The organism is Acinetobacter sp. SM1B (genome assembly GCF_003289665.1).
GTDB lineage: Bacteria > Pseudomonadota > Gammaproteobacteria > Pseudomonadales > Moraxellaceae > Acinetobacter > Acinetobacter schindleri.
On the sequence record NZ_QMBM01000001.1, the window covers coordinates 2,398,006 to 2,414,756 of the forward strand.

The 16,751-nt window shown below is 45.4% G+C and carries 16 protein-coding genes; 10 read left to right on the top strand and 6 right to left on the bottom strand.

Annotation, left to right across the window (positions count from 1 at the left end):
* Window positions 1-171 precede the first annotated feature (171 nt).
* From dksA to C8322_RS11590, 3 genes are read left to right on the top strand one after another with little or no spacing between them, the layout of a single operon-like run.
* A complete protein-coding gene (gene dksA, locus C8322_RS11580; protein WP_004810113.1) occupies window positions 172-699 on the top strand; it encodes an RNA polymerase-binding protein DksA in 528 nt (175 codons plus the stop codon).
* A 2-nt stretch (window positions 700-701) separates the two neighbouring features.
* Window positions 702-1,649: a tRNA glutamyl-Q(34) synthetase GluQRS gene (gluQRS, locus tag C8322_RS11585; RefSeq protein ID WP_048881738.1), complete on the top strand. Its 948-nt coding sequence runs from the start codon at window positions 702-704 to the stop codon at window positions 1,647-1,649.
* Window positions 1,650-1,698: 49 nt separating this feature from the next.
* Window positions 1,699-1,959 (top strand): zinc ribbon domain-containing protein, encoded by a 261-nt coding sequence (locus C8322_RS11590; protein WP_004896373.1) that lies wholly within the window; start codon window positions 1,699-1,701, stop codon window positions 1,957-1,959.
* On the opposite strand, the gene ftsW is transcribed toward C8322_RS11590, so the two are convergent.
* The 5 genes from ftsW to C8322_RS11615 all read right to left on the bottom strand — a co-directional run bounded on the left by ftsW (window position 1,948) and on the right by C8322_RS11615 (window position 7,074).
* Window positions 1,948-3,144 (bottom strand): putative lipid II flippase FtsW, encoded by a 1,197-nt coding sequence (ftsW, locus tag C8322_RS11595; RefSeq protein WP_004810120.1) that lies wholly within the window; start codon window positions 3,142-3,144, stop codon window positions 1,948-1,950. The two genes, C8322_RS11590 and ftsW, sit on opposite strands and share 12 nt — an antisense overlap.
* 20 nt (window positions 3,145-3,164) lie before the next feature.
* A complete protein-coding gene (murD, locus tag C8322_RS11600; protein WP_111810652.1) occupies window positions 3,165-4,511 on the bottom strand; it encodes a UDP-N-acetylmuramoyl-L-alanine--D-glutamate ligase in 1,347 nt (448 codons plus the stop codon).
* Between the two features lie 161 nt (window positions 4,512-4,672).
* Window positions 4,673-4,924: a DUF6587 family protein gene (locus C8322_RS11605; protein ID WP_004810124.1), complete on the bottom strand. Its 252-nt coding sequence runs from the start codon at window positions 4,922-4,924 to the stop codon at window positions 4,673-4,675.
* A 36-nt stretch (window positions 4,925-4,960) separates the two neighbouring features.
* The gene (gene feoB / locus C8322_RS11610) at window positions 4,961-6,817 is read right to left on the bottom strand and encodes a ferrous iron transporter B (RefSeq protein WP_004810126.1); all 1,857 of its coding nucleotides are present in this window, start codon (window positions 6,815-6,817) and stop codon (window positions 4,961-4,963) included.
* Window positions 6,814-7,074 (bottom strand): FeoA family protein, encoded by a 261-nt coding sequence (locus tag C8322_RS11615; RefSeq protein WP_004810128.1) that lies wholly within the window; start codon window positions 7,072-7,074, stop codon window positions 6,814-6,816. Before C8322_RS11615 ends, feoB begins: the two co-directional genes overlap by 4 nt.
* Before the next feature lie 174 nt (window positions 7,075-7,248).
* Between C8322_RS11615 and xerD the strand changes: the two genes are divergently transcribed.
* From xerD to thrC, 4 genes are all read left to right on the top strand, one after another.
* Window positions 7,249-8,166, top strand: a complete 918-nt coding sequence (xerD, locus tag C8322_RS11620) for a site-specific tyrosine recombinase XerD (RefSeq protein ID WP_004810130.1) — start codon at window positions 7,249-7,251, stop codon at window positions 8,164-8,166.
* A gap of 97 nt (window positions 8,167-8,263) precedes the next feature.
* Window positions 8,264-9,079 (top strand): DsbC family protein, encoded by an 816-nt coding sequence (locus C8322_RS11625; protein ID WP_004810132.1) that lies wholly within the window; start codon window positions 8,264-8,266, stop codon window positions 9,077-9,079.
* Window positions 9,080-9,206: 127 nt separating this feature from the next.
* Window positions 9,207-10,511: a homoserine dehydrogenase gene (locus C8322_RS11630; RefSeq protein WP_004810134.1), complete on the top strand. Its 1,305-nt coding sequence runs from the start codon at window positions 9,207-9,209 to the stop codon at window positions 10,509-10,511.
* 56 nt (window positions 10,512-10,567) lie between these two features.
* On the top strand, window positions 10,568-11,707 hold the full coding sequence (thrC, locus tag C8322_RS11635) for a threonine synthase (RefSeq protein WP_004810136.1): 1,140 nt from the start codon (window positions 10,568-10,570) through the stop codon (window positions 11,705-11,707).
* 64 nt (window positions 11,708-11,771) lie between these two features.
* Here thrC and C8322_RS11640 read toward each other — a convergent pair whose 3' ends face one another.
* Complete coding sequence (locus C8322_RS11640) at window positions 11,772-12,827, bottom strand: serine hydrolase (protein ID WP_026056747.1); 1,056 nt, start codon at window positions 12,825-12,827, stop codon at window positions 11,772-11,774.
* Between the two features lie 223 nt (window positions 12,828-13,050).
* Between C8322_RS11640 and C8322_RS11645 the strand changes: the two genes are divergently transcribed.
* The 3 genes from C8322_RS11645 to C8322_RS11655 are packed head-to-tail and all read left to right on the top strand — an operon-like array spanning window position 13,051 to window position 16,744.
* Window positions 13,051-13,686, top strand: a complete 636-nt coding sequence (locus C8322_RS11645; RefSeq protein WP_004810139.1) for a response regulator — start codon at window positions 13,051-13,053, stop codon at window positions 13,684-13,686.
* A 49-nt stretch (window positions 13,687-13,735) separates the two neighbouring features.
* Window positions 13,736-15,301: a two-component system sensor histidine kinase NtrB gene (locus tag C8322_RS11650; protein ID WP_004810141.1), complete on the top strand. Its 1,566-nt coding sequence runs from the start codon at window positions 13,736-13,738 to the stop codon at window positions 15,299-15,301.
* A gap of 24 nt (window positions 15,302-15,325) precedes the next feature.
* Window positions 15,326-16,744 carry a sigma-54-dependent transcriptional regulator gene (locus tag C8322_RS11655; RefSeq protein WP_004810143.1) on the top strand — a complete coding sequence of 473 codons (1,419 nt, stop codon included), beginning with the start codon at window positions 15,326-15,328 and terminating at the stop codon, window positions 16,742-16,744.
* Window positions 16,745-16,751: the final 7 nt, after the last annotated feature.

Sequence of the window (16,751 nt, forward strand, 5' to 3'; positions counted from 1 at the left end):
AAAGGAAACGTGATATCTACAATCCCGCCATCAAAGACTATCAAAACGCATAAAAAGTCTATATGATGACGACCCCTATAGGAGGATAATCCTTCTTCAGGGTGGATAAAAATTTGCATATCACCATATTTTTTGCGTAGTTACCTACGCATATGATGAGGAATGCCCTAAATGGCGAATGACAACCAAAATCAAGTCTTAGATGAACAAACTGATGTGGTAGATGAAAAAGCTACAAAACGTGTGCGCAAATCTAAGCCAAAAACGACTGAAGGTGGTTCTACTGCTAGCTTATTTGGTATCGAACCTTATCAACCGAAAAAAAATGAAGAATACATGTCTGAAGGTCAGCTTGAGCACTTCCGCCAGATTCTGCTGGCTTGGAAAGCTGAGTTGATGACTGAAGTTGACCGTACGCTGAATACCATGCAAGACGAAAATACGGCACTTCCAGATGTAAACGACCGTGCAACACAAGAAGAAGAATTTGCGATTGAACTACGTACCCGTGATCGGGAACGTAAACTGATCCGCAAAATCGAACAGTCTATCGAAGCAATCAAAAATGATGACTACGGTTTCTGTGAAACTTGTGGTATCGAAATCGGTCTGCGTCGTTTAGAAGCTCGTCCAACTGCGACTTTGTGTATTGACTGTAAGACTCTTGCTGAAATCAAAGAGAAGCAAAATAACGGTTAATCGTGACTGTTGAGAATTCCTCAGCCGAGCACAGCTCCCTTGCGGAGCATGCTCCTCATGCGCAGCGGCGAAACGATGTTTCGCTAACTCGCTACTCAGGTCGGTTCGCGCCATCGCCAACCGGCCCTTTACATTTTGGTTCCCTCATTACTGCAGTCGCCAGCTACTGCGATGCCCGTGCCCATCAGGGTCAATGGCTGGTTCGTATTGAAGATACCGACATTCCCCGCATTTATCCCGGTAGTGAAGATCATATTCTTCGTGCCATGGATGTCTTTGGTTTCGATCCCGATGCCGCAATCATTTTTCAGAAAGACCGCCTGGACATTTATGATGCTGTGATTGAACAGCTACGTCAGCAGGGTCTAGTTTATGCCTGCCAATGTACGCGCAAGATGCTCGGTTCCAATCATATCTATCAGGATACCTGTCGTGATTTAGGCTTAGCTTTCGGACATCAGGCGATTCGCTTAAAAGTTGAAGATGTCGAAATCTGTTTTGATGATCCGTTGCAAGGTCATCATTGCTCTAATCTTAAGCATGATCTGGGAGATTTTGTCCTGAAGCGCCGTGATGGCATCATTAACTATCAGCTGGCAGTCGTGGTGGATGATTACCTGCAAGGCATAACTCATGTGGTACGTGGCGCGGATCTGCTGGATAATACCGAACGTCAGATTTATCTAGGCCAATTGCTCGGCTACCCTCGTCTGCAGTATATGCACCTGCCACTCGCAATGAATGATCAGGGTCAGAAACTCTCTAAACAGAATCTGGCGCAAGCACTGGATTTAACTCAGGCGCCGCAATTATTAAAACAGGTACTTAAAGCTTTGCACCAGGCTGAAGTTGAACTGGACACTCCGGAAAAAATGCTGAAACAGGCAGTGGCACAATGGAATATCGAACGGATTCCACACACAACTGAGCTACAAGGCTACTATTTATAAAGGGCTGTTTTGGCTTAAGCTAAAGAAAAATTCAGGTGGAAGTCAGTCTATGTTTTTTATTTTTGGTGTTGGACCGAAAACCAAAGTCATCGAAAAAAGTCAGTTCTTATGTCCAGTGTGCCGAACCCGAGCCGGTTACGAGCTGAGACAGCAGCGTAATTATTTTTCCTTATTCTTTATTCCCTTGATTCCCCTGTCGAAAGCCAAGGATGCTTTTGTGCGCTGCAATCACTGCGGTACGGTCATGCCAAGCACAGTTCTCGACCATGCCCAGCCTGACTCGAACCGTCAGTCTAATCTAGAAGCTTGATTCCTCACGGCTTGGATTACTTTCACGAGTCGTGGCATCAATCTTGAGAATCAGGCTGATCATCATGGCACACATAATCAGCGAAGAACCACCATAACTGATAAATGGCAGGGTCAAACCCTTGGTTGGCAGCATGCCCATGTTCATGCCTGCATTCACCAAAACCTGTAACAGGAAAATAATACTGATGCCATATGCTAGATAGCCAGCACGCAGGTAATGATTTTTCAGGGCACGATGACCAATGCGAATACAGCAGACAATCATGCTGAAAGACAGAATCAGAACGATCGCAATGCCCAGAAAACCGAATTCCTCACCCAGAATTGCCAGCATAAAATCGGTATGCGCTTCAGGTAGGTAAGACATTTTCTGAATACTGTGTCCCAGACCGACACCCGTCCATTCTCCACGACCAAAAGCCATGAGCGCATTGGATAGCTGATAACCCGTACCCAGCGGATCTTCCCAAGGATTCGAGAAAGACAGGAAACGCTGCAGACGATATGGCTCAAAAGCAATTGCAGCGATCAACGCGCCAATAATGACGCCGAAGGCCAGACCAAACTGGTTCCACGGTGCACCTGCCAGGAAGAATACCCCAAGCATGGTTAACGTGATGACCACAGTTGCCCCCAAGTCCGGCTCAAGCATAACCAACAGGATGGTTGCCCCCATGATGATACTTAAGCGTCCCAAACCGGAAATCTTGTTACGTACCTCTTCAGCACGACGTACTACGTAGTCTGCGGTGAAGATTGCCATCATTACCTTCGCTACTTCGGAAGCCTGTAAGGTAAAGCCAGCAAGACGAATCCAGCGCTTGGAACCATTGACTTCAGTACCGACCAGTAATACTGCCAATAGCAGCAGAATGGTCACAAACCATAAAAAGAAAGTACTGTTAAACCAGCGATTTAAAGGAATCTTATAAGTAGCATAGGCGACTGCTGCCCCAGCCCCGATCGAGATGGCATGTCGGGTAATATAGTGAAAGGCATTGCCATTAATTCGTTCTGCATACGGCATCGAAGCGGATGCCACCATGATTGAACCAATACACAGCAAAGCCAATACACAGAAAATCAGCACATTACGTGGATTAACTTCAGCGGGTAACTTAGGTAGCCACTGCTCGTAGATTTGAGTAATTTTATTGATCGCAGTCTGAGCAAACTCAGCCATATCACGAATCCTTGTTGTTCTTAATTAAGTGCGTTGACATACGCAACGAACTGATGGCCACGCTCAGGATAGCCTGAGAACATATCAAAACTTGCACATGCCGGAGACAATAGCACGACATCATGTGGCTGGGTATTGCTCTGGCAGATTTCTACTGCTTCCTGCAGGCTTTCCGCATGCACAAGTGTCGTGGTTCCTTCAATTGCTGCTTCAATGATTGGACGATCTACACCAATCAATACCGCTACCTTCGCGTATTTAGACAATGAATTACGTAAAGCAGTGAAGTCCTGGCCTTTGCCCTCGCCACCAAGAATGATTGCCACTTTCCCACCTTGTGCTTCGATCGCCGCACCTAGACCGTCTAAAGCGGCCAGAGTCGCACCGATGTTGGTACCTTTAGAATCGTTATAATAACGCACACCATTAACTTCTTTGACAAATTCACAGCGATGCTCCAGCCCTTTGAAGGTTTTTAGTGTTTTCAGCATACTATCTACTGGCAAGCCAATCGCTTCACCCAAAGCCAAACAGGCCAAAGCATTCGCGACATTGTGCGTGCCTTGAATATACATCTCAGAACTTTTCAATAAACGTTCGCGTCCACGCGCTAACCAGATCGTGCCATCCGTGTCACGTAACACGCCGTACTGGTTTATATCAGGTGCATTTAAACCAAAGCTTTGCATTGGCGTTACATCCGGAACCAGTGGACGAGTCAGTGAATCATCGCGGTTATACACCACTTTTTTGACACCCTGGAAAATACGGTGTTTTGCTGTGTGGTAGCCCATCATGTCACCATGACGATCCAGATGGTCTTCGCTCATATTCAGCACGACTGCCACTTCAGCATTCAGATTCGACGTGGTTTCCAGCTGAAAACTTGAAAGCTCTAAAATATAAAGTTCAGGATCATCTTTGGTCAGATCCAGCGCAGGACGGCCAAGGTTGCCACCAACGGCCACTTTCTTACCTGCATCTGCGGCCATCAGACCAATTAATGTGGTGACGGTACTTTTGGCATTTGAACCGGTAATCGCAACAATGGGTTTATCGGTAGAACGGCGCAGAATCTGGATTTCACTCACCACCGGAATACCTTTAGCAATCGCTGCCTGAATTTCAGGAAGTTTCGGATCAAGCCCCGGACTGATGACGATTTCTTCTGCTGATAGCAATAATTCCTGGTCAAATTTACCAAAGCTGGTTTGTACTTCGGCAGGAATCTGGTCATGCCCCGGTGGATTTGCCCTGGAGTCTGTTACTGCAACGCGGTAGCCCTTGTCATGTAAGAAATTGACTGCTGCAACACCTGAAATTCCAAGTCCTGCAACGACCTTAAGTCCACCACGTTGTATTAACATTTTTGCCTCATGTTCTGGTCTAATTTGAAACTTTTGAAATGTTAGCACTTTGCCGTTTTGAATGCTTTTTCTGTTTCATCTTTCTGCAGATTTTTTTGTATATTGCATAAAAAAGCCATCATAAAAATGATGGCTTTTTCACTTTTAAGTTTGCTGGAAAATTATTTCCATTTCACTGCTTGCTGAGCAGGCTTTTTCTCTGTTGGCTGCTCGGATGCCGGACAGGCACAATTGCCTCCACAACCACTGGCCATCGCAGGTTTTAACCATTTCGCCAGCTTATGCCAGCCTTGGGCTTCACAAGCATTGGATAGCTTCAGGAAGACCGAGCGTGAAGTATTCGGAAATACCTTCTTAAATACCACCACTGCACTCCAAAGCACCAGTGACGTTACAATCAGAATTTCAATCATTTCAATCTCCCCTTCATTGTACTATTTCAGTCAGTATTAACCGAAATAGTGTGAAGCAATCTGATAAGTCAGGAATGACATGATATATGCCAGACCAAACAGATAAACTGTCATAAAGCCCACAGTTTTCCATGAACCTGTTTCACGTTTTACCGTTGCCAAAGTTGCCAGACAGTGCGGCGCATAGATAAACCAGACCAGTAACGATAAACCGGTTGCCAGTGTCCAGCCTAAGTCACCGCCACCGCTAATCAAAGCTGCAAGCCCTTCAGACATCGCATCTTCATCAACTGCTGACAAGGCATAAACTGTACCCAGTGCAGCCACAACCACTTCACGAGCTGCCATTGCCGGAATCAGCGCAATACAGATCTGCCAGTTAAAGCCCAACGGTGCAAAGATCGGCTGGATAAAATGACCAATCATCCCTGCAAAGGAATAATCAATATCTGGTAACGTGGCCCCTTCAGGCGGTTGTGGGAAGGTACACAGGAACCACAGCAGAATCGACAATGCGAAGATGATGCCACCCACACGCTTCAAGAAGATCTTGCCACGATCCAGCAGACCAATCCAGACGTTCTTGATATCTGGAAAACGATAACTTGGTAGTTCCATTAGCAGCATATGCTCTGATTTGTCTTTGCTGAAAAACTTCAACACAAACGAAACAATCAGCGCACTTAGAATGCCTGCCATATACAGAGCAAACAGCACCAAGCCTTGCAGGTTAAAAATACCCCAGACCGACTGTGATGGAATAAATGCGGCAATCAGCAATGCATATACCGGCAGACGAGCCGAACAGGTCATCAAGGGTGCTACAAAAATTGTGGTCAAACGGTCACGTGGATCACTAATGGTACGTGACGCCATGATGCCCGGAATTGCACAGGCAAAGCTGGACAATAATGGAATAAAGGCACGACCAGAAAGACCGGCTTTGTACATCAATTTATCCAGCAGGAATGCAGCACGTGGCAGATAACCGGATTCTTCCAATACCAGGATAAAGAAGAACAGGATCAGAATCTGTGGCAGGAACACCACAACGCCGCCGGCACCGGCAATAATCCCATCTACGAGCAGACTATTCAGCAAAGGATGGGCAATGTTGTCTCCGACTACCTCACCGAGCCAGCCGAAGAAGGTTTCAATCCCATCCATGAAGGGTGCCGCCCAGGCAAATACCGCCTGGAAGATCACGAACATCATCACCGCTAGGCTAAGCAGACCGAGTACCGGATGCAGGAAAATTTTATCCAGAAAATCGGTGCGCTTGTCTTCCTGATCTACAAAGTTCACCACATCTTTCAGGATGCTTTCAACTTTGTGATGACTGTCACCGCTTAAGCCAGTCATTTCAGTCTCTGGAATAGCATATTTTCCCTGATCCAGTGCATTCATCAGGTTTTCAACACCTGACCTGCGCACTGCAACCGTTTCAACGACAGGTACACCTAAACGCTCGGACAATTTCTGGGTATTGATCTGCATCCCACGACGGCGTGCTTCATCCATCATGTTCAGAACGAGTAACACCGGACGGCCGAGCTGGATCATTTCCAGAACCAGACCGAGATGCAGTTTCAGATTGGTGGCATCGACCACACACAGGAATGCATCCTGCTGTTCTTCATCTGCAATTTTGCCCTGTACAACATCACGGGTAATCGCTTCATCCGGACTGGTAGCATCCAGACTATAAGTCCCCGGCAGATCCAGTACACGCACAGCCTTGCCCGATGGCAAAGTAAAGTGACCGACTTTACGTTCTACTGTCACTCCGGCATAGTTGCCGACTTTTTGACGTGTACCTGTTAAATGGTTGAATAATGAGGTTTTACCACAGTTAGGGTTACCGACAAGGGCAATACGTAAGGCATCACTCATGCCGACACTCCAGCTTCAATTTCAATTTTGGCTGCCTCTGACTTACGCAGGGCAAAACGGGTAAAACCGACCTGAATTAAAATCGGATCCCCACCAAAAATACCTTTGGTAATGACCTGCACTTCTGTGCCAGGCACAAAACCCAACGTTTCCAGGCGACTCGCCACGACATCGTGTTGAGCGCCCTCGCCATCAGTAGTTCGATTAACCTTTCGAATGATAGCTGTTTGCTTCACTTTCAAATCCGACAAACGCACCGCGAAAATTCCTAAACTATTTTGTACAGTATACAAACAAATGAGAATAATTAACAAATAAGATTAATTACAAACCGATTTAGCTTATATCACATCGACACTGTAATAAAATTAAACTACATTGGAGAATATCAATACTCATTATCGCTTTTTTAGATCAGATTCTTTCATCCTATGTTGAATAAAAAACCCCGTATTCCCGCTCCTGTCCAGATTCCAGAAAGTACCCAGTTTCTGCACGGCTATCGTGACTATCTGATTGCACAAACCGTGAGTCCTCATACACGGAATGCCTATTTATCTGATTTAATTCAATGCAGTAGTTGTCTAACTAAAGCCTTACCAGAATGGGATCATGATGATGTCTCGGATGTATTGATTGAGCTGACCAAACAGCAAAAAAGTCCACGTTCAATTGCACGCTGTTTGTCCGCCCTGCGCTCATTTTATAAATTCTTGCGTGAACAAAAGCTGAGAAATGACAATCCGGTTGCTGCACACAAGACACCAAAACTGGGACGTGCCCTGCCCAAAGATCTTTCTGAAGCCGATGTTGAAGCACTAATCAATGCACCGGATATCAATACTGCCTTGGGTTTACGTGACCGGGCGATGCTGGAAGTGCTCTATGCCTGTGGCTTACGTGTGACAGAACTACTCAACCTGCGACTGGAACTGATTAATCTAAAACAGGGCTATCTGCGTATCGTAGGTAAAGGCAACAAAGAACGATTAGTACCCATGGGGCAGGTCGCCTGCGAATGGATCGAGAAATATCTGAATGAAGCACGTCCGCAATTGTACAAGACAGCAACCGACTATCTGTTCCTGACCCAGCATGGTGGCATCATGAGCCGACAGAATTTTTGGTATGCGATCAAGCGTTACGCACTACAGGCCGGTGTTCAGGCAGAGCTTTCTCCCCATACCTTGCGTCATGCCTTTGCCACCCACCTGTTGAATCATGGTGCAGATCTACGTGTCGTGCAGATGCTGTTGGGACATAGTGACCTGTCGACCACCCAAATTTATACCCACGTGGCACAAGTGCGTATGCAACAGCTGCATGCGTCACATCATCCACGGGCCTGAACCTGAACTGACAACGTGTACAGAGAAGTTCAACCTGCAAACTATTTTTTTGTTATGCTAGGCATCTATTTTTATCTAAGAACAAAAAGGGTTATCCATGACATTTGCCCGCTCCAGTCTGTTTATCGCATGTATGCTTGCTGCAGGTTTCAGTCTTACTGCTTGCTCCAACTCTAATCAAAACGATAAAAAGTCAGATACTTTAACTGCAAGTGCACCAGCGACGGGTGAAGCATCTACCGTATCAGAACGTAATGCTCAGCAACGCCTGATCTCAACCCTGGAAGGTCACTTCAAAAAGGCTGGTATTAAGGCAAAAATCACTGGCGTTAAAACCACTGAAGTACCAAATCTGTTCTGGGTCAGCTTGGAAGGCATGTCGTCTGTCTATGCGACCAGTGATGGTAAATACATCATTCAGGGTGATGTGATCCGCCTGGGTGACAAACAGCTGCACAATGTCAGCGAAACCCTGCAATCCGATGTAAACAAGAAAATCTTTGCAGCACTAAAAGCCGAAGACCTGTTGATTTACCCTGCCAAAGGCAACAAAGCCAAGCATATTATCTATGTCTTTACCGATGTTAGCTGCCCGTACTGCCATAAATTCCACGAACAGATGGATGAGATGAACAATAAAGGCATTGAGGTACGTTATATCGCATGGCCACGTGGTGAGCAGCATATGCCAGCCATGGAAGCAATCTGGTGTAGTGCCGACCGTCGTGCTGCCTTTGATACCGCTATTGCCGGTGGATCAATTACACCAGCAACCTGTCAAAATCCTGTGAAAGATCAATATCAAATGGGTCTGAATATCGGTGTGAACGGTACCCCGGGTGTCTATAGTTCAGAGGGTGTTTACCTGGGCGGATACATGTCGACCGCTGAACTTTTGGACCGTCTTAAATAACTCATTTTAATAAGTTATTTTACTTTATGTTATACATAAAGATATTCTGAGATCACCCTAGAGTCAGCGCGTTTTTTTAGCTATGATCTAGGCTCTCGTAAAAAACTGTTTATATTTGGAGTGTGACGTGAAACCAGTTCGTCTGGCAATCCTCGGTCTTGGTACTGTGGGTGGTGGTGCCCTTAAACTATTAAAACAAAATGCTGCTGAGATTAAACGTCGCACCGGTCGTGAAATTCAAATTACTTATGTGGGTACCCGTCGTCCGCGTCCTGACCTGGAACTTGATGACAGCATCAAGCAAAGTGCTGACCTGCTAGAGATCGTACGTCAGCCAGATGTTGATGTTGTGGTTGAAGTGATGGGTGGTATTCATCCTGCCTATGAAGTCATTAAAGAAGCTATCCTGCATGGCAAACAGGTTGTGACTGCGAACAAGGCTTTGCTCGCTGAACACGGTAATGAACTGTTCAAACTTGCTGATGACAACGCTGTGCAAATTGCTTACGAGGCAGCGGTGGCAGGTGGCATCCCGATTATTAAAGTCATGCGTGAAGGCTTGGCTGCCAACAAAATTGATTGGCTGGCGGGCATCATTAACGGTACAGGTAACTTTATCCTGACTGAAATGCGTGACAAAGGCCGTGCTTTTGAAGATGTACTGAAAGAAGCGCAAGAACTGGGTTATGCTGAAGCAGATCCAACCTTTGACGTTGAAGGTATTGATGCCGCACATAAACTAACCTTACTTGCATCGATTGCATTTGGTATCCCGCTGCAATTTGATAAAGTCTTCACCGAAGGCATCAGCAAAATCACGGCTCAAGATGTAAAATATGCTGAAGACTTAGGTTTCCGTATTAAACACCTCGGTATTGCTCGTCGTACAGAAACAGGGATTGAACTTCGTGTTCACCCGACCCTGATTCCTGAGGAGCAACTAATCGCCAATGTAAATGGCGTGAAAAATGCAGTCTTGGTACAAGCCAATGCCGTTGGCCCTACACTGTACTATGGTGCTGGTGCTGGTGCTGGTCCTACAGCATCTGCTGTAGTCGCTGACGTGGTGGATATCGTGCGTGACATTTCTTACACTGAAGATGGCGCAGGTACCATTCCACAACTGGCTTTTGAAAGCTTAAGCGACTTGCCAATTCTTCCTCGTGAAGAAATGACCACAGGCTACTACATCCGTATTAACGCTGAAGATCAAACCGGCGTTCTTGCAGAAGTGACCTCTATTCTGAGCCGTAACGGTATTAGTATCGATGCCATCATGCAGCAATCTCGCTTAAAAGACCTTATTCCTATCGTGATCCTGACTGATCCAGTCAAGGAAGCGAAAATGGATGAAGCGTTAAAGCAAATTCAAGCTCTTCCTGTCATTCATGGCGAAATTGTGCGAATTCGTTTAGAATCGCTTGATAATTAATCGGGTTGAGGGGGTTACTCCCCTCACCAAGCTCTACACACAATTGGAACATCATCATGTCGAATGCCAATCGTTATACTGGTTTAGTTGACCGCTATCGCGACCGTTTACCAGTGTCTGCAACTACCCCTGCTGTTTCTCTAGGCGAAGGTAATACACCACTGATTAAGCTTGCGAATATTCCGCGCATTATTGGCAAAAATGTTGAAATTTATGTGAAGTACGAGGGCTTAAACCCGACTGGTTCATTTAAAGACCGTGGTATGACCATGGCGGTGACCAAAGCCGCTGAAGAAGGCTCAAAAGCCATTATCTGTGCCTCTACAGGTAACACCTCTGCTGCTGCGGCTGCCTATGCTGCACGTGCAGGCATGAAAGCGTTTGTGTTAATTCCTGAAGGCAAAATTGCCATGGGTAAAATGGCACAAGCGATGATGTATGGCGCAATCACCATGCAGATCCGCGGTAACTTCGATGACGGTATGCGTCTGGTGAAAGAAATCGCAGATAAAGCACCAGTGACGATTGTGAACTCAATCAACCCATACCGTTTGCAAGGTCAAAAAACCATTGCTTACGAAATCGTAGATGAGCTGGGCCGTGCACCTGACTACCACTGCCTACCTGTCGGTAACGCAGGTAACATCACTGCACACTGGATGGGTTATACCGAAGCCGTTGCCAACCAACCTGCTGATCAGTTTGAGCAAGTGGTTTATGACCCTGCAACTGATGCGTTCACTGGTCCTAAACCTGAAGGCCTTCCAACAATGGTGGGTTACCAGGCAGCTGGTGCTGCACCATTCCTACGTGGTGCACCAGTAGAAAACCCTGAAACTGTGGCAACTGCAATCCGTATTGGTAATCCACAAAGCTGGAACCATGCCAAAGCGGTTGTTCGTGATTCTCAAGGTTGGTTCGACGAACTGACTGATGCTGAAATTCTTGAAGCACAACGTCTACTTTCCATGTACGAAGGTGTATTCGTAGAACCTGCTTCTGCAGCGTCTATCGGCGGTGCAATTCGTGACATCAAAGCTGGCAAGATTGCTGAAGGCTCAGTAATTGTTTGTACTGTGACAGGTAACGGTCTGAAAGATCCCGATACTGCAATCAAACAATGTTCTGATGCAGTAATGCTGTCGATCGATGCAACATTGGATCAAGTACGCGATTCTATTCTGTCTAATATGTAAGAGACAGAATCAAAAAGCCCTGCATCTGCAGGGCTTTTTTATGACTTAAATATTTTATAAAAGCTTAAACACGCTGTTTCGGCAAACTAGACACCCAAGTCATGAGACGTGTTGCATCATTGGTACGTGCAGCAGATGAATCTGCTCCAAGCAACACTACGACTACTGGACGGTTATTTAAGGTGGTATGCATCACTACACAACGTCCAGCTTCATTGATAAAACCGGTTTTAGAAATATTAATATTCCAGCCACCATTACGTACTAGTGCATTAGTATTATTCGATTTCAACACACGGTAACCCAGATTAAAGTCATAACTTGCTGTGGTTGAGAACTGTCGGATCAAGCCGTATTGCGAAGCGGTGTTTACCAGAATCCCCAAGTCTCTTGCAGATGACTTATTGCCCGGATGCAATCCGGTAGATTCCAGAAATTTACTTGAATTCATACCCAATGCTTTGGCTTTACTATTCATGGCAGAAATAAAAGCACTACGACCACCTGGATAGGTACGTGCCAACGCTGCTGCAGCCGGGTTTTCAGATTTCATCAGTGCAAACAATAAAGCTTCAGCACGATTCATCGTGTCTCCGACACGTAACGTCGAGCTTGAACTCTTACAACCTGAACATGAAAAATCACCCTGTTGTAGTGTGATTTTTTCATTCATGTTTAAACGTGCATCAGAGATCACCACTGCTGTCATCAGCTTGGTAATCGATGCAATCGGCACTGCTGTATTACTGTTCTTGCTATACAGCACTTCACCGGTCTGCGCGTCCATTACCAGCGCTGAACGCGCATTGACAGATGGCTGCGTGCCATAGGTCTTGGTATCCAGAATCTGTACAGTTTTGGCAGGTTCTTGTACTGCTTGACCATTCTGACTACGGATGGTCGTGGTGACTGTCGTAGAGCCAAGCGGAGAAGGCTCATCATCGGCATCCGATCCATCACTCAAGAACTGGTTGGCCTGTTCAGAAGACCAGCTCAGGCTAGACTGAGGGGCCGCTGCTGACGAATTCATGATAATTTCAGCAAAACTCGTCGTCGTACTCATGCTGACTGCCAGCGACAGACCCAGTACATGCATCAAAGACTTATGTGTTTTCTTCACTATTCCTTCACCCAACTTACGAGGTAAGATTGATTTGCGTATTACCTCTAATATGGCTTACATTACATTTACCACAATGCAGAACAATTATTGATCTCTACACTGCGTGATACAGTTCAATATGACATGTCTGTAGGATTGCTAATTTTGTAGTTTCATTGCAAGCTTATTTTGCGTTGTGTAACAAAAAAAATGATTTTTTTTCATCTGAGGGAGAGTATACGTGATCACAGTTTTAGTTGTAGATGACCATGAATTGGTGCGTACTGGCATCTGTAGAATGCTTGAAGACCACACTGATGTTCAGGTCATTGGACAAGCTGAATCTGGTGAAGAAGCAATTACTCTGGTGCGTCAGCATCATCCGAATGTAGTACTCCTGGATGTGAATATGCCGGGTATTGGTGGTGTTGAAACTACGCGTCGACTGCTACAAACAGCCCCTGATACTAAAGTTATCGCTGTCAGTGGTCTTGCCGAAGAACCTTATCCATCGCTGTTACTCAAAGCAGGTGCTAAAGGCTATATCACTAAAGGTGCACCTGTTACCGAGATGGTACGTGCTATTAATAAAGTCATGCAGGGCGGCAAATACTTTAGTGCAGATATTGCCGAGCAATTAGCGAGCTCTTATTTATCTGACACACAGCAATCCCCATTTGATTCCCTGTCCGAACGCGAAATGCAGGTTGCCATGATGGTCGTCAACTGCATTAGTGCCCAGGAAATTGCGGATAAACTTTTTGTGAGTGTTAAGACTGTAAATACCTATCGTTATCGTATTTTTGAAAAACTTAATATCGACAGCGATGTGAAACTGACCCATCTAGCAATGCGCTATGGTCTGATTAAACCTTAATATTTTATGCCCTCTATTTAAGAAAACTTAAAAAAACAAAAAAGGTTCTATGTCGCAGCGATCTTCTTATTCAGAGCTTAACCAATATCTGCTGGGCACTTGGTATGCGGCATACCGCCTGATCATCAGTACTGGTTTACTGCTGATTTTCGTGCTCACTTATCCTGAGCACACCAGCGATTTAGAATATCCCAAGCTGTATCATTATGTACTGAGTAGCTTCATTGCTATCGCCTTGATCCAGCTTTTTGTTCTGAAGTATTTTAAGAAATTTGTTCAGCAACAGCTGACCGGTATTTTTATTGTCGATGTCTGTGCACTCAGCCTGCTGACCTTGGCCACGAATGGCACCAATCTACAGCTCAGTATGCTATTCGTGATTACTATCTTTGCCGCTTCCATTTTACTGAATGCACAAAAAGCGCTGGTGATTACCTTGATTGCGGTCATCAGTGTGATTTACCAGCATTTCATCACCAGCCTGTTTACCCTTTCCTCTGTGGGTAATATCGGCAATAGCGCCATATTGGCTTTCATGTTTTTTGTGGTCTATGGCATCGGGCAAATTGCAGTCCGACGTTTCCAGATCTTGGAAAATGTCAATTTTTCCCAGTCCATGGAACTTTATCGTCTACAAAATATTAACCGTTATATTCTGGAACAGATTGAGACTGGTTATCTGGTTCTCGATGAAAACTGTCATGTGGTGCTGAGTAATCCTGCTGCCTGCCACTTGCTTGGCATCCAGCAAATGTATGCACATGACACGTTTCCATTGTACCAGTCACAACCAGATCTGTTTGAGTTGATCCGCTTTGAAGATCTGGAAAATGGCGAACGCTTTCAGTTTGAATCCCAGCAAAGCCGTTTCAATATTCATGTTCAAGTACAAAAACTGATTGTACCGCATCAAACTTTAATGTTGCTGGTGCTGCAAGATGCGCAAAAACTTAATCAACAAGTCCAGCAATTAAAACTGGCGGCACTCGGGCAACTTTCTGCCAGTATTGCCCATGAGATTCGTAATCCGCTTGCAGCGATTGTTCAAGCTAATGATCTGTTACCTGGTTGTGAACAGGACCAACAGCAGGTGTTGCATGGCATGATCAGCAAGCAGGCAACACGAATCAACCGGATTATTGAAGACACGCTGAATATGGTGAAGAATAAAGAGACTCATCCAGTATCTATTCAGCTGAATGAATTTATTCCACAATGTATCCATGAGGATTTGGCTGATATTGCTGATCAGATTAAGCTGAATATTGATATGCGACTGGACATCCAGTTTGATGAAGCCCAGCTACGTCAAGTATTGGTCAATTTATTGCGTAATGCCGTGCGGCATAACGATCCAGCCGTAGGCTATGTAGAATTAAAAGTTCATCCTTATGAACATAAAGTCTGGATTGATGTACGGGATTTTGGTCAGGGTGTGGCGCCTGCCGATCAGAGTCTGCTGTTTAAACCATTTTTCAGCACTTCAATTAATGGTACAGGACTAGGGCTATATTTATCCCACAGTTTCTGTGAGGCCAATCAGGCCCAGCTGAATTATATACAACAAGAACAGGGTGCCTGCTTCCGGATTAGCTGCCAGCGCATCACTGTTTAATTTTTGAATTTAAGGGGAAAGAGTGTGGAACAACAACCACTGGTACTATTGGTCGATGATGAAGAAGATCTCTGTACGCTCATGCAGATGTCGCTCATGCGTATGGGAATTCGCACGCATATCGCCCATCGTCTGGAGGATGCTAAAAAACGCCTGGCAGATCATCAGTATGATGCCTGCCTTACGGACTTGAATCTGCCTGATGGTAATGGCTTGCAGCTACTGGAATTTATCAGTGAGCATCATCCTTCCCTACCGGTTGCTGTGTTAACTGCCTATGGCAATATGGATATTGCCATTGCTGCACTCAAGGCAGGTGCCTTTGACTTTGTCAGTAAGCCGATCAATCAGAAACATCTGGAGCAGTTACTGCAAAAGGCACTAAATAAGCCAGTAGATTACCAATCCAATCAGCAAGATACCCTAGAATATAAAATGCTGATTGGCCAGTCCAAGCCGATTCAGCAATTACGTACGACTTTGCATAAAATTGCCCGCTCTCAAGCCCCGGTATTTATTACCGGTGAATCTGGTACAGGTAAAGAAGTTGTAGCAAATCTGGTTCATCGCCTCAGTAACCGGAGTGAAGGACCCTTTATTGCCATTAACTGTGGCGCAATTCCAGCTGAACTGATGGAAAGTGAGCTGTTCGGGCACAAGAAAGGCAGCTTTACTGGCGCCATGCAGGACAAACAGGGCCTGATCCAGTCTGCACATGGCGGCAGTTTATTTCTGGATGAAATTGCAGAACTTCCACTCAGTATGCAGGTCAAACTGCTACGTGCAGTACAGGAAAAACGGATTCGCCCTTTAGGTTCAGATATTGAAATTGATGTGGATTTTCGCGTCATCAGCGCCAGTCATCAGGACCTGGAAGCACAGGTACAGCAAGGTAAATTTCGTCAGGATTTATTCTTCCGCATTCATGTGATGGATCTAGTGTTGCCACCATTACGTGAGCGTGGTAATGACATTCTGCTGCTGGCTGAACACTTTATTCAGAAGATCTGTCAGGAATGGCAAATCCCTGTGAAACGCCTGACTGAACATAGCAAAGAGCAGTTACTGACTCAATACTATCCAGGAAATGTCCGGGAATTGCGTAATATCATCGAGCGAGCTATTACCCTCAGCGATGAAGACACAATTGATATCCAGCATTTGCAAACTGCACCTTTACGCCAGAGTTTTGTGACCTCCGAAATCACATCGAATATAGCATCCGAATCGAGTAACACTACTGACACTTTTATTGTACCGAAAAAACTGCCTGAAGAAGGTCTTGAACTGTATATGGAGAAAATCGAGAAAGAAATTTTGCTAAATGCATTGAATCTGACTCACTGGAACCGTACGCTTGCCGCAAAAAAGTTGGGCATGTCTTTCCGCTCGCTGCGTTATCGTCTAAAGAAATTTGGGCTCGATACCGATGAAGAAGAATGATTGATGA

Coding starts and splice junctions, on each gene's coding strand:
- dksA (WP_004810113.1), top strand. CDS start 172: ATGGCGAATGACAACCAAAATCAAGTCTTAGATGAACAAACTGATGTG.
- murD (WP_111810652.1), bottom strand. CDS start 4,511: ATGTTAATACAACGTGGTGGACTTAAGGTCGTTGCAGGACTTGGAATT.
- feoB (WP_004810126.1), bottom strand. CDS start 6,817: ATGAGTGATGCCTTACGTATTGCCCTTGTCGGTAACCCTAACTGTGGT.
- C8322_RS11605 (WP_004810124.1), bottom strand. CDS start 4,924: ATGATTGAAATTCTGATTGTAACGTCACTGGTGCTTTGGAGTGCAGTG.
- ftsW (WP_004810120.1), bottom strand. CDS start 3,144: ATGGCTGAGTTTGCTCAGACTGCGATCAATAAAATTACTCAAATCTAC.
- C8322_RS11625 (WP_004810132.1), top strand. CDS start 8,264: ATGACATTTGCCCGCTCCAGTCTGTTTATCGCATGTATGCTTGCTGCA.
- C8322_RS11650 (WP_004810141.1), top strand. CDS start 13,736: ATGTCGCAGCGATCTTCTTATTCAGAGCTTAACCAATATCTGCTGGGC.
- C8322_RS11590 (WP_004896373.1), top strand. CDS start 1,699: ATGTTTTTTATTTTTGGTGTTGGACCGAAAACCAAAGTCATCGAAAAA.
- xerD (WP_004810130.1), top strand. CDS start 7,249: ATGTTGAATAAAAAACCCCGTATTCCCGCTCCTGTCCAGATTCCAGAA.
- thrC (WP_004810136.1), top strand. CDS start 10,568: ATGTCGAATGCCAATCGTTATACTGGTTTAGTTGACCGCTATCGCGAC.